Here is a 12,837-nt window from a genome sequence, read left to right as displayed (position 1 = left end):
CGGGTCCCAGCTACGAAATACGCGTCACCGTCAGGCGAGAACGATATTCTCAGCCGTCGGGCCCTTCTGGCCCTGCGCGATGTCGAAGGTCACCTTCTGCCCCTCGAGCAGCTCGCGGAATCCCTGGGCGGCGATGTTCGAGTAGTGGGCGAACACGTCAGCGCCGCCACCGTCCTGCTCGATGAAGCCGAAACCCTTTTCCGCGTTGAACCACTTCACAGTACCAGCAGCCATGTCATTTCTCCTTTGGGGCAGTGCCTCAGTGTCCGCACTGTGCGGACACCGCGTCGCCGCGATGATCACCCCGCCCGGAAAAAGACCGGATATACAAAAGCGCTACCAGTGGCACAGAGGCCGAGCCGGAGGCACTTGAAGTCTTCGGGAACCACAAACGCAACTGGGATCGACAGTAGCACGCCGCAGCGACCTGTGTGCAGGGAAGAATCGGAGTTCACATATCACGGCAGAAAATCTGTCTGCATGTTCCGTTAAAATCTCAGCCCGCGGGCACAGATATTGATCCAGCCGGAGCGCAGCGTTCCGGGAAGCATGGGGCGCGCCAAACGACAGGTTGGATCACGTTCTCGAACCTGCGCACCGCCCTCCGGACCGGCCGGAGCGGTCGAACGAGCCTCACGACGGCTACCGAGGTCGCCGGCGGGCTGGACGAGGTGACACATCACCGCTGCACCCTTCCCTCGGCTGCTCGCGACGATCGGCGTTCCGCGACCGGGCGCCATCCGCGCCGACCAGCAGGCCGGTGACGACGGTGCTGCCGGTGGCGAACGTCATCTCGTGACGTTCCTCGCCGAGGGTGCGGGGCCTGCCGGTGTTGTGCCCCACTGGACGCCGCCGACCGGCACCGCAGCGATGTTCGAAGTCCACACCGCGGTACGCTGCGCCGACTGGCAGACCCCGGCCGGCATCGCCGCGCACAAGACCGCAGCCGCCAAGGCCGTTGCCGAGGCCAGGCGGATCGGGACCCGGGCCGCCTACTCCGCCCTGAACTGCGCTCGGTGGCCCGCGCCGAACAAGGACCGCGTCACCGAGCCGCTCACAGGCGCCGGTGCGCCCCCGGCACTGGTGGTCGCAGGCCGACTGGACCCCGTCACCCCCCACCACTGGGCCGAGAACATGACCCGGACCCTGGACTCCGCGGTCCTGCTCACGCGTGAAGGAGTCGGACACGGCTCCTACGGCATCAACTCGTGTGTCAACCAGGCAGTTGACGCCGCCCTCCTCCACGGCACCCACCCCGCCGACGGCACGGTGTGCAAGACGGACACGCTCGCCACCACCCGCCCCCTTGTCTTCGCGAAGCGTTGAGTCACAGTCCTCAGGGGTTCGACAAGTACGCCCGGTTCTTCCAGCGCCAGGAGGAGGACGGCGACGGCATCGAGAAGACGGCGTGGCGCAACCGCTGTTGCCGGCCTCGCCCGACGGATCCGGGAAGCTTCTCGGACTGACCGTGGTGGCCGAGGCGGTCTTCGGGCGACACGTCTACAGCCTCCTTCGCCCGGTCACTGGTCGCCCTTCCCGCGTATGCCGAAGAGCTCAGTCACAAGCTGGCGGGCGTACGCGGCGTCGAGCCCGGCCGGACGGAAGAGGATGCGATACATCATGGGGGCGACGATGCGGTCCATGGCCGTCTCGACGTCGGGAGTGTTCTCCTCGCGGTCGGCGGCTCGAGCGAGAATGACGTTGATCTGTTCGGCCGCATAGGCTGAGCACTGGCCGGCGTTGCTGCCGTCCGGGTCACCGAGCAGGGCGTCGCGGATATAGGCGCGGCCCGAGACGGATGTCATTTCGTCGAGGAACTGTTCGGCCCATGCCGTGAGGTCGGACCGCAGGTCGCCGTGGTCCTCCGGCTCGGTGTCGGGTCGCAGCCGCTCCACCGCGACGTCCGACAGCAGTTCCTGCAGGTTGCCCCAGCGCCGGTAGACGGTCGACGGGGTGACTCCGGCGCGCTGGGCGACCAGTGGGACGGTCAGTGCCTCGCGGCCCCTTTCCTCCAGGAGTTCCCGTACAGCGGTGTGCACTGACGCCTGGACGCGTGCGCTGCGCCCGCCGGGGCGGACCCTTTGCTTGCTGCTCATCACACCAGCTTAAAGCACAGTCCTTGCGTTTAGCGGACCCCGATACCCGGGCTCACTAACGAGCTCGTGCACGGTAAGCGGTGAGAGGCCGAGCCCGCGGTCACCGATCATGGATATGTGGTGGGGAACGCGACTCGCGATCGTCAGTGACCGGAGGATCACGGGCCTGTCGACCGAGGTGATCGCGCAACTCGTTGCCGAGGTAGGTCCCTTATGGCACGAGCGGCACCGGGCCAGGTTCGTCTGCCGGCCGCGGAAGCGGGCTGTAGGCGTCGGTGCGAAGCACCGGCTCGTGTTCATCGACCGGCTCCTGGCGACGCTCGGCCATCTCCGCCACGGGGTCACTCACGACGTGCTGGCCTGCTGGTTCGGTGTGGACCGCTCCACCATCACCCACGCCGTCGGCGAGGTGCGGCCCCTGCTCGCCGAGCGCGGCTGCACCGTCAGTTCCGGTGTGCGGCTGCGGTCTCCGGCCGAGGTCGTCGACCACCTCGGCAGCAATGGGAGGACCGGTATCGTCGACGGCACCGAGATACGGGTCCGGCCGCCGGACGCAAGGACCGGGACACGTTCGTCTCCGGCAAGAGCAAGCAGAACGCCGGCAAGACCATGGCTTACGGCCATGCCCCAGATTCGCTGGAACCGTCTGACCGCTTCAGAGCTGCACGAACTGGCGCAGCGTGAAGCCGTCGTGCTGCTGCCGGTGGGCTCGTCCGAGCAACACGGTGAACACCCGCCGACCGGTGTCGACGACTTCCTCGCCGTGGAGGCATGCCGCAAGGCCGCTGATGCCGCCGATGTTCCCATGGTCGTCGCCCCGTCGGTGTGGTGCGGCCTGGCCGAGCACCGCATGCCCTTCGGTGGCACCGTGTCTCTGTCGAGTGTGTCGCCCAGGCGGTGGGCCCGGACGTCTTCCTGCCCTCCGCGAGGATCCCTCGGTCGTCCGTCGTTCCTCACTTTCGACATCATCACGCGCTCCGGCACCGCGGGTGACGCCCGCACCGCCTCCGCGGCGAAGGGCGAGCGCCTGCTCGACGGCTGTGCCGGAGTCCTCGCCGATTTCACCGTCGCGGGCATCTGGTCCTGATCCCGACGGAGCCGAGCGGTGTGCGGGCCGGGCCGGAACTTTCCTGCCCGGCCCACACACCGCTCTCAGGTGAGGGGTGCGAGCGATCGGGCGGACTGCGTCCGCTCGTATGCGTGGCCCACCAGCAGCAGCGTCCGCTCGGCGAAGGGCCGTCCGAGCAACTGCATGCCGATGGGCATGCCTGCCGCGTCCTGGCCGACCGGGACGGAGAGTGCGGGCACTCCTGTGATGTTGGCCGGGGAGGAGAGGCGCACGTAGGCGTCGGAGACGCTCTCGACCGTGCCGTCGGGCCAGGTGACGGTCTCCTGGCCCGACGGGACCGCGGCCATCGGGACCGCAGGGGCGGCGATCACGTCGACTTCCGCCAGGAGGCGGGCCCATTCGTCGCGCATCAGCGTCCGGGCGCGCTGCGCCCGCAGGTAGTCGCCCGCGCCCATCAGCTCGCCGGCCTCCAGGAGGATCCGGACATCCGCTTGGTACAACTCGGGGACGGTACGCAGGGTTCTTTCATGGTATGCGGTGGCTTCCGGCACCATCAGGCCCCATTGGGTGGCCTGGATGTAGCGGGTCATCGGTATGTCGATCTCGATGAGCCGGGCACCGAGCGCCTCCAGCTGCGCGATGGCACGGCGGACGGCGGCCGCGACTTCGGCGTCGACGTGTTCGAAGTAGTAGTTGCGAGGCACGCCGACACGCACTCCCGTCAGGTCCGGGTCGGGGCGCGGCCGGTAGTCGACGCCGGGGACGGCCACCGAGGCGGGGTCGCGGGGGTCGTGCCCGGCGATGGCGGCCAGGACCAGGGCCGTGTCGTCGACGGTGCGGGTGATCGGGCCGACGTGGTCGAGCGACCAGGACAGCGACGTCACGCCGTGGCGGGGTACGAGTCCATACGTCGGCTTGAGTCCGACCACCCCGTTCAGGGTGGCGGGCACCCGGATTGATCCGCCGGTGTCGGTGCCGAGGGCGAACGTCGCCGCACCGGAGGCCACGGCGACGGCGGAACCGCCGCTGGAGCCACCGGCGACCCTGCCGCGATTCCAGGCGTTGTTGGTCTGCGGGGTGGTCAGCCCGTAGGCGAACTCGTGGGTGTGCGTCTTGCCGATCAGAATCGCGCCGGCCGCCCGCAGATTCGCGGCGACCGCGCTGTCGGAGGCTGCGCGGTGACCGGCCCGGGTCCTGGAGCTTGCCGTGGTGGACACGCCGCCGACATCGATCACGTCCTTGAGTCCTACCGGGATCCCGTGCAGAGGGCCTCGGTAGGAGCCCTGTGCGGCTTCGCGCTCGGCCTCACGGGCGGTCCGGCGGGCCTGATCAGCGGAAACCGCGACGTAGGCCGCAACGTGCGGCTCCACCTGCTCGATGCGGTTGAGGACCGAGTCGACCAGCTCGACGGGGGACAGCCGTCGCTCCCGGATCTCCTGTGCGGCGGCGGCGAGGGACAACTCATACGGCTGCATCGCGCTTCTCCTGTTCCGCACGGAAGGCACCGGCGGGCGGGGTGTCACCGAAGTCCAGCTCACGCAGGACCGCGACGACGGAGTGGATGTGGCTGGCGGTGGCCGCGACCACGGAGTGGCGGTCATCGGGCAGCGAAAGCCCGGCACGGGCGGCCCAGCGGGCGGCCTCGGGCGGTGTGAGTTCGGCGGAGGACATGGATTCTCCCTGGTCGGGCTTGGAGCGACGAGGCACCCCACGCCAAAAGCTAATGATTTGCTTTAGCTTGACCGTAAGCCCTATCGTGCCTTAAGGCAAACGCGTTGCTTTTAGGGAGGAGTTCCATGTCCGACGTCATGCCCGGCTCACTCGCGCACTGCCCTGTCGGGGGCGGTCGCGCCCACGGGAAAACCCGTGCCGCCACTTTCGCGCTGGACGCGTCCGTACTCGTGGCCCTCCTGGCGGCATCCAGTGCCCCGACACCGCTGTACCCCCTCTATCAGGACCAGTGGGGCCTTTCAGCGCTCGCCGTCACGGTGGTCTTCAGCGCATACTCCCTGGCGCTGCTGTCGGCCCTTCTCACCACCGGAGCGCTCTCCGACCGCCTCGGACGGCGTCCCGTCCTGGCAGGCGCCCTGGGCGCGCAGACCGTCGCCATGGTTCTCCTCGCCTCAGCGGACGGCGCAGGCTCTCTGACAGCGGCCCGCCTCCTGCAAGGAGTGGCCACCGGCGTGGCCACCAGCACCGCAGGCGCGGCTCTCCTCGACCTGGAAAACCCGCGGCATCCCGGTCGGTCCGCCCTGACCAACACCATCGCCCCGGTCGCCGGCATGGCCGCGGGCGTTCTCGTCTCCACCCTCCTCGTCCGCTTCGCCCCGGCCCCCACGGTCACCGTCCACGCGCTGATGGCAGCGCTGTTCGCCGCCCAGGCGATCGCCGTCACCTTCACCATGGAGACAGTCGACCGCCGGGCAGGCGCACTCCGATCGCTGCGCCCGAAGCTCGGTGTACCGCCCGCGGTGCTCTGCACCCTGCTGACCACCGGCACCGCAATCGTCGCGACCTGGGCACTGGGCGGCTTCTACTCCTCCCTCGGGCCGGCCCTCGTGCGCCTGGTGGCACCCAACGCCCCGCAGGCGGCCCTCGGCATGGTCTTCTTCACCCTCAGCGCCGCAGCCGCACTCACCATGTGGGTTCTGCGGCGCACCGATCCCCTCACCACCGCGATCGGCGGATGCCTCTCCGTCCTGCCCGCCGCGGTCCTGGCCCTGAGCGGTCTGCACGGCATCGGACTGCCGGCCGTCTACGGCGGCGCGGCCCTGGCCGGCGTAGCCTTCGGCGCCGTCTCCCAAGGGGTACTTCGCATGCTCCTCGTCTCGCTCGACGAGCAGTACCGCGCCGCGACGCTGGCCGCCTACTACGTTCTGAGCTACCTCTCCATGAGCCTGCCCACCATCGCCGCGGGGGTCGCCACCCAGTACTACGGGCTCAGGACCACCTCGCACGCCTACGCCATCATCGCCGCACTACTCGCAGCAGCGGCCCTCACAGCGCTCGCCGTGTCACGAACCCGAACAAGGCCCTACAGCAGGCCGCGCAACCGACCGCTCCGCTGAAGAGCTGAAGAGCTGAAGAGCAAAGGAAACGACAGATCATGCAGGCTCCTTCGGACACCCCCGTCCCCTCCTGGGCCGTGGGCGACATCACCGTCCACCGCATCGACGAAATACTGCTGCCGCCCACGACCGGACGCTGGCTGCTGCCCGACGCCACTCCTCGGGTAGTAGCCGGCCAGGACTGGCTACGCCCCCACTTCGCCAGCGAGGACGGCATCCTCCACATCGACAGCCACAGTTTCGCGTTCGCCGTGGACGGGCTACGCGTACTCATCGACACCGGCATCGGCAACGGCAAGGAACGGGCCAACCCGGCCTGGCACAACCTGCGCACCGACTTCCCCGAGCGCCTGACCGCCGCCGGCTTCCCGCCCGACTCCGTGGACCTGGTGGTCCTCACCCACCTGCACGCCGACCACGTCGGCTGGAACACCCGGAAGGCGGACGGCGAGTGGGTCCCCACGTTCCCCGAGGCGCGCTACCTCACCGCACGCGCCGAAAGGGAGTTCTGGGCCGCGTACGACATGGAGGAGGCGCGCCGCCAGATGTTCCGCGACTCGGTGATCCCGGTCGAGCAGGCCGGTCTGCTCGACCTGGTCGACGTCCCGGCCGAGGGCGCGCAGATCACCCCGAGCCTGCGCCTGGTCCCCACCCCCGGCCACACCCCCGGCCATGTCGCGGTCGAACTGAGCAGTCAGGGTGAAACGGCGCTGATCACCGGTGACTGCATTCACCACCCGGTCCAACTCGCCCACCCCGCCATCGGCGCCTGCGTGGACATCGACCCACAGCGGTCCGAGACCACCCGCGGTGAATTGCTCGCTTCCATCGCCGGCACGGACACCCTCCTCCTCGGCACCCACTTCGCCCCGCCCACAGCCGGCCGTGTCGTCGCGCACGGGGACGCCTACCGGCTGCGGCCCGTCCCGGCGACCTGACCTGCGAGCCGACCGGGCCGCCGGGGCCCGACAGGCGCGGCGGCGCCGCAGGCCGACACCCTCGACCGTGCATCTGCCCCGCGGACCCCCACGGCTCGTCCGGCTCATCCGGCTCGTCCGGCTCGTCCGGCTCGTCCGGCGGCAGCCTCACTGACCAGCCGTCAGAACGAGCGTGGATCGAGCGTCAAGACCACGTGCCACAGACGCGAGGCCGGGCCGTCCGAGCCGGATCAGCTGCCTTCGCATGACGGATAGAACACCAGGTCGGCGGCGGCCGAGGAGGTTGCGGTGAGTCTCCACATCGTGCACTTCGGGAAACAGGTCGAGCACCACCGACCACATCTGGAATACCCAAGAAAGCCCGAGGTCAGAGCCCCTTTGCAGCAGGCTCCAGAATCGCCACGCACTCCACATGATGCGTCATCGGAAACAGATCGAACACCCGCAGCATCCGCACCCGGTACCCCCCGTCCCGGAAGTACCCCAGGTCCCGCGCCAGCGCCGCCGGATCGCACGCCACGTACGCGATCCTCCGCGCCCCCAGCGACGACAGGTGCTCGACCGTCTTCCTCCCCGCACCGGAGCGCGGCGGGTCCAGCACGATCAGATCCGCCTCGGTGATCCCCGTGCGCGGCAGTACGGCCTCCACCTTGCCCTGCTCCACCCGCACCCGGTCGAACCCGGCCAGGTTGTGCCGGGCGTCCTCCACCGCGCGCTTGCCGGACTCGATGCCGAGGACGGCGCCCTTCTCGCCGACGCGGTCGGCGAGGGCACCGGCGAAGAGGCCCACGCCGCAGTACAGATCCAGGGCCGTGTCGCCCTTGCGCGGCAGCAGGCCCTGCATGACCGCCTTGACCAGGGTGTCCGCCGCCTTCGGATGGACCTGCCAGAAGCCGCCGGAGCCGACGCGGTAGGTGCGGTCGTCCGCGCGTTCGCGTACGAAGGGGCGGCCGTGGACGCGGTGCACGCCGCCGTCCTTCTCGCCGACGCGCATCACCGAGACCGGACGGTCCAGCTCCACGATCGGCAGGCGCGCGCCCGGCTTCGGGGTGAGGATCACCTGGCGGTCCTGCGAACCCGTCGCCGCGATCGCCTCGACCGACTCCATGCCCGTCCAGTCGCGCTGCTCGATGCCCAGCTCGCTGACGCCCTCGGCGGCGATCAGGCAGTGGTCGATCGGCTCCACCCCGTGGGAGCGGTGGCGGCGCAGGCCCGCGTGGCCGTCTGGGGTGACCGCGTAACTCACGCGCGTGCGCCATGACGGCACCTGGCCCGCCGGGACCTTGTCGCCCTCGGCCGGCATCACCGTGCCGTCCCAGCCGGCCTCCTCGGGCGTGAGGCCCGCGAGGCGCTGGAGCTGCTCGGCGACGACCTCGCCCTTGAGGCGGCGCTGGGCGCCCGGCTTGGCGTGCTGCCAGTCGCAGCCGCCGCAGCGGCCCGGACCGGCGAAGGGGCAGGGGGCCTCGATGCGGTCCTTGGAGGGGTCCAGGATCTCGACGGCGTCGGCCCGCAGGAAGCGCGCGCCCTCCTCGCCCTCCGTCACCCGGGCGACGACCCGCTCGCCGGGCAGCGTGTGCCGGACGAAGAGGACCTGGCCGGAGTCGGTGCGGGCGATGCAGTGGCCGCCGTGGGCGACGGGGCCGATCTCCACCTCGTACTCCTGGCCCACCAGCGACTTCTTCTGTTCTGCCTGCATGGCGGGGTGACTCCAGAGCTGCGAGAGGGGGGAACCTGCGGAACCGATGAGAACAACAGCCGACCAGTCTACGACGTCGGCGAGGACTCCTTGTCCCGCTGGGGAGCCGGGCCGCGCCGCACCGTGCCCGGCGCGTGCCAGTCCTGGCGGCTGCGCGCCCGCCGCTTCGCCACCTCCGAGGACTCCAGCTGGTACGGCACCGAGGTGACCATCACCCCCGGGGTGAACAGCAGCCGGCTCTTGAGGCGCAGCGCGCTCTGGTTGTGCAGCAGGTGCTCGTACCAGTGGCCGACCACGTACTCGGGGATGACCACGGAGACCACGTCCCGCGGCGACTCGCGGCGCAGGCTCTTGACGTACTCGATGACGGGCCGGGTGATCTCCCGGTACGGCGAGTCGAGGACCTTCAGGGGGACGTCGATGCCGCGCCGGACCCACTCGTCCCGGAGCGCCTTGGTCTCGGCGGCGTCGACGTTGACGCTGAGCGCCTCCAGGGTGTGCGAGCGCATCACCTTGGCGTAGGACAGGGCGCGGAGGGTGGGGCGGTGGACCTTGGAGACCAGGACCACCGAGTGCACGCGCGAGGGCCGTACGACGTCGTCCTGCGGCTCGTCCGGCGCGGCGATCTCGTCGGCCACCCGGTCGTAGTGCCGGCGGATCACCGACATCGTCGCGTAGAAGATCACCATGCCGAGCAGGGCGACCCACGCGCCGTGCGAGAACTTGGTGACGAGGACGACCACCAGGACGAGCCCCGTGAAGAAGGCGCCGAAGGCGTTGATGGCGCGGGAGCGGACCATGTGGCGGCGCCTGGCCGGGTCCTTCTCGCCTGCCAGGTGGCGGTTCCAGTGCCGCACCATGCCGATCTGGCTGAGGGTGAAGGAGACGAAGACGCCCACGATGTAGAGCTGGATGAGCCGCGTGGAGTCGGCGCCGTAGATCCACACCAGCAGCGCGGCGGCGCCCGCGAGCAGCACGATGCCGTTGGAGAAGGCGAGCCGGTCGCCGCGGGTGTGCAGCTGGCGCGGCAGGTAGCGGTCCTGGGCGAGGATCGAGCCGAGCAGCGGGAAGCCGTTGTACGCGGTGTTGGCCGCGAGGAACAGCACGAGCGCGGTGGCGGCGGCCAGGAGCACGAAGAAGAACGTGCCGTCGCCGAAGACGGCCGCGGCCACCTGGGTGATCACCGGGTTCTGGACGTAGCCGTCGCCGACCGGGACACCGTCGCGGAGCAGGTCGTGGGCGGGGGTCTCGGCCATGCGGACGCCGGTCGCCAGGGCCAGGCCGATGATGCCGCAGAACATGGTGACGGCGAGCAGGCCCATCATCGCCAGCGTGGTCGCCGCGTTGCGGGACTTCGGCTTGCGGAAGGCGGGCACGCCGTTGGAGATCGCCTCGACACCGGTGAGCGCGGCGCAGCCGGAGGAGAAGGCCCGCAGCAGCAGGAAGACCATGGCGAAGCCGGCGAGCCCCTGGTGCTCGGGCGCGATCTCCAGGTCGGCGGTGGGGGCGCTCATGGTGTCGCCGAGGACGAGACCGCGGAAGGCACCCCAGACGATCATGATGAAGACACCGGCGACGAACACGTACGTCGGGATGGCGAAGAGCTTCCCGGACTCCCGCACCCCGCGCAGGTTCATCAGCGTCAGCAGCACGATGATGCCGATGGCGCAGAGCACCTTGTGCTCGACGACGAAGGGGACGGCCGAGCCGAGGTTCTCCACGCCGGAGGAGATGGAGACGGCGACGGTCAGCACGTAGTCGACGAGCAGGGCGCTCGCCACGGTGAGGCCGGCCCTCGGGCCGAGGTTGGTGTTCGCCACCTCGTAGTCGCCGCCGCCGCTCGGGTAGGCGTGCACGTTCTGCCGGTAGGAGGCCACCACGGTGAACATCAGCACCACGACCGCAAGGGCGATCCACGGGCTGAAGTGGTACGCGGACACACCCGCGATGGACAGGACCAGCAGCACCTCCCCCGGGGCGTAGGCCACGGAGGAGAGCGGGTCGGAGGCGAAGACAGGAAGAGCGATGCGCTTCGGCAGGAGCGTTTCCCCGAGCCGGTCACTGCGCAGTGCGCGCCCGATGAGGATTCGTTTGGGCACGTCGGTCAGTTTGGACACGCAAGGGATCGTAAGCCGTCAGGACGCGGGGCGCCCAGCCTCCCCCGCACCCGGCTCGTCGCCCCGGCGACGGGGGTGCGTACGTCTGCTTACCGGGTGAATCGGGGTACGCGAGCGGCCGCTGATTCCGGCGCACGCCGCACGGGCGTGTCTATATGACAAAAACTTTCCTTGCGCATGACTGAACCTTTTCCTCCGCTCCTCTTCCCCTACTGCCCTTCCTTTTCCTCCCTTGCTTCCTTGGAGATCCAATGACGCACGCCACCGCGGAGTTGCTCGGTGCGGCCGCCGCACTCGTCGGGCTCGGTGTCCTCACCCTGCTCAGCGTCCGCAGCATCAGCCGCCGCTGAGCGGCGGCCGGCGGGGCCCGCACAGGGGTGCCACGGGCCGACCGCGCGTGTGTAGCTTGGGCGTCGGTCTGAGACCCTGTTGTCCGGCGTTGCCGCGTCTGACGTGTCGGCTGCGCAGGAATCATCGACACCGGAAGGACGGTCGTGCACATCGTCATCATGGGCTGCGGAAGAGTGGGCTCCGCTCTTGCCCAGACCCTGGAGCATCAGGGGCACACGGTCGCGGTGATCGACCGGGACCCCACCGCCTTCCGACGACTGGGCTCCGGTTTCGGCGGCCGTCGCGTCACCGGCATCGGCTTCGACCAGGACACCCTGCGCGAGGCGGGCATCGAGGACGCGGGCGCGTTCGCCGCGGTCTCCAGCGGTGACAATTCCAACATCATCGCCGCCCGTGTGGCCCGCGAGATGTTCGGCATCGAGAACGTGGCGGCGCGCATCTACGACCCCCGCCGCGCCGAGGTGTACCAGCGCCTGGGCATCCCGACGGTCGCCACGGTCCGCTGGACCGCCGACCAGATGCTGCGCCGGCTGCTGCCCTCGGGGGCCGAGCCGCTGTGGCGGGACCCCACGGGCGGGGTGCAGCTCGCCGAGGTGCACGCGTCGGCGGCCTGGGTGGGCCAGCGGATCAGCAGGCTCCAGGAGGAGACCGGTGTCCGGGTCGCGTTCCTGACCCGGCTGGGCGAGGCGATCCTGCCCACCTCCCAGACGGTGCTGCAGGAGGGTGACCTGGTGCACGTGATGATGCGCACGGACGACATCGAGAAGGTCGAGGCGGCCTTCGCCGAGGGTCCTTCCGAGGAGGGCGGTCGCTGATGAGGGTCGCCATTGCCGGAGCCGGGGCGGTCGGCCGCTCGATCGCGGGCGAACTGCTGGAGAACGGCCACGAGGTCCTGCTCGTCGACAAGGCGCCGACGGCCATCTCGGTCGAACGCGTGCCCCAGGCGGAGTGGCTGCTCGCCGACGCCTGCGAGATCACCTCCCTCGACGAGGCGGCGCTCCAGCGCTGCAACGTCGTCATCGCCGCCACCGGCGACGACAAGGTCAACCTGGTCGTGTCGCTGCTGGCGAAGACGGAGTACGGGGTTCCGCGCGTCGTCGCCCGCGTCAACAACCCCAAGAACGAGTGGCTCTTCACCGAGGCCTGGGGCGTGGACGTGGCCGTCTCCACCCCGCGTCTGATGTCGGCCCTGGTCGAGGAGGCGGTGAGCGTCGGCGACCTGGTACGGCTGCTCCGCTTCAGCCACGGCGACGCCAACCTCGTCGAGCTGACCCTGCCCCCGGAGTCCGCCCTGGCCGGCACCCGGGTCGGTGACGTGGAGTGGCCCGAGGACACCTCCCTGGTCACGATCATCCGCGGCACCCGGGTGCTCACCCCGACCCAGGAGGACTCCCTGGAGACGGGCGACGAACTCCTCTTCGTGGCCGCGCAGGCCCGCGAGGAGCAGCTGGAGGACCTGCTGTCGGTACGGCGCGAGGACGCCTCGCGCTGACCCGGGCACG

12 protein-coding genes are annotated in these 12,837 nt (G+C 69.9%); 6 read left to right on the top strand and 6 right to left on the bottom strand.

The features are described from left to right. Window positions 1–30: 30 nt before the first annotated feature. On the bottom strand, window positions 31–234 hold the full coding sequence (locus IEZ04_RS05480; protein ID WP_014145516.1) for a cold-shock protein: 204 nt from the start codon (window positions 232–234) through the stop codon (window positions 31–33). Between the two features lie 636 nt (window positions 235–870). Here IEZ04_RS05480 and IEZ04_RS05475 point away from each other — a divergent pair. Continuing rightward, complete coding sequence (locus IEZ04_RS05475; protein ID WP_229820855.1) at window positions 871–1,326, top strand: alpha/beta hydrolase; 456 nt, start codon at window positions 871–873, stop codon at window positions 1,324–1,326. Between the two features lie 194 nt (window positions 1,327–1,520). On the opposite strand, the gene IEZ04_RS05470 is transcribed toward IEZ04_RS05475, so the two are convergent. Next, entirely contained in the window at window positions 1,521–2,096 is a 576-nt protein-coding gene (locus IEZ04_RS05470) for a TetR/AcrR family transcriptional regulator (protein WP_189215529.1), read from the bottom strand. A 292-nt stretch (window positions 2,097–2,388) separates the two neighbouring features. Here IEZ04_RS05470 and IEZ04_RS34600 point away from each other — a divergent pair, with 292 nt between their 5' ends. Beyond that, window positions 2,389–3,183, top strand: coding sequence for a creatininase family protein (locus IEZ04_RS34600; protein WP_229820854.1), 795 nt, complete (start codon window positions 2,389–2,391; stop codon window positions 3,181–3,183). A 65-nt stretch (window positions 3,184–3,248) separates the two neighbouring features. Here the strand turns inward: IEZ04_RS34600 and IEZ04_RS05455 are convergent, their stop codons facing one another. Next, on the bottom strand, window positions 3,249–4,640 hold the full coding sequence (locus IEZ04_RS05455; protein WP_189215527.1) for an amidase: 1,392 nt from the start codon (window positions 4,638–4,640) through the stop codon (window positions 3,249–3,251). Further along, window positions 4,627–4,836: a hypothetical protein gene (locus tag IEZ04_RS05450; protein WP_189215526.1), complete on the bottom strand. Its 210-nt coding sequence runs from the start codon at window positions 4,834–4,836 to the stop codon at window positions 4,627–4,629. Before IEZ04_RS05450 ends, IEZ04_RS05455 begins: the two co-directional genes overlap by 14 nt. Before the next feature lie 125 nt (window positions 4,837–4,961). Between IEZ04_RS05450 and IEZ04_RS05445 the strand changes: the two genes are divergently transcribed. Further along, on the top strand, window positions 4,962–6,233 hold the full coding sequence (locus IEZ04_RS05445; protein ID WP_189215525.1) for an MFS transporter: 1,272 nt from the start codon (window positions 4,962–4,964) through the stop codon (window positions 6,231–6,233). Between the two features lie 38 nt (window positions 6,234–6,271). Next, the gene (locus tag IEZ04_RS05440) at window positions 6,272–7,171 is read left to right on the top strand and encodes an MBL fold metallo-hydrolase (protein ID WP_189215524.1); all 900 of its coding nucleotides are present in this window, start codon (window positions 6,272–6,274) and stop codon (window positions 7,169–7,171) included. A gap of 367 nt (window positions 7,172–7,538) precedes the next feature. On the opposite strand, the gene IEZ04_RS05435 is transcribed toward IEZ04_RS05440, so the two are convergent. Beyond that, window positions 7,539–8,867, bottom strand: coding sequence for a class I SAM-dependent RNA methyltransferase (locus tag IEZ04_RS05435; RefSeq protein ID WP_189215523.1), 1,329 nt, complete (start codon window positions 8,865–8,867; stop codon window positions 7,539–7,541). A 68-nt stretch (window positions 8,868–8,935) separates the two neighbouring features. Further along, window positions 8,936–10,984: an APC family permease gene (locus tag IEZ04_RS05430; protein WP_189215522.1), complete on the bottom strand. Its 2,049-nt coding sequence runs from the start codon at window positions 10,982–10,984 to the stop codon at window positions 8,936–8,938. A 494-nt stretch (window positions 10,985–11,478) separates the two neighbouring features. Here IEZ04_RS05430 and IEZ04_RS05425 point away from each other — a divergent pair, with 494 nt between their 5' ends. Together IEZ04_RS05425 and IEZ04_RS05420 are read left to right on the top strand one after the other, a co-directional pair. Next, the gene (locus IEZ04_RS05425; protein ID WP_189215521.1) at window positions 11,479–12,150 is read left to right on the top strand and encodes a potassium channel family protein; all 672 of its coding nucleotides are present in this window, start codon (window positions 11,479–11,481) and stop codon (window positions 12,148–12,150) included. Next, window positions 12,150–12,827, top strand: a complete 678-nt coding sequence (locus IEZ04_RS05420; RefSeq protein WP_189215520.1) for a potassium channel family protein — start codon at window positions 12,150–12,152, stop codon at window positions 12,825–12,827. Before IEZ04_RS05425 ends, IEZ04_RS05420 begins: the two co-directional genes overlap by 1 nt. Window positions 12,828–12,837 lie beyond the last annotated feature (10 nt).

Source organism: Streptomyces ruber (assembly GCF_014648075.1).
In the GTDB taxonomy this organism is placed as follows: Bacteria; Actinomycetota; Actinomycetes; order Streptomycetales; family Streptomycetaceae; genus Streptomyces; species Streptomyces ruber.
This window is presented reverse-complemented; position numbering and strand designations above follow the sequence as displayed.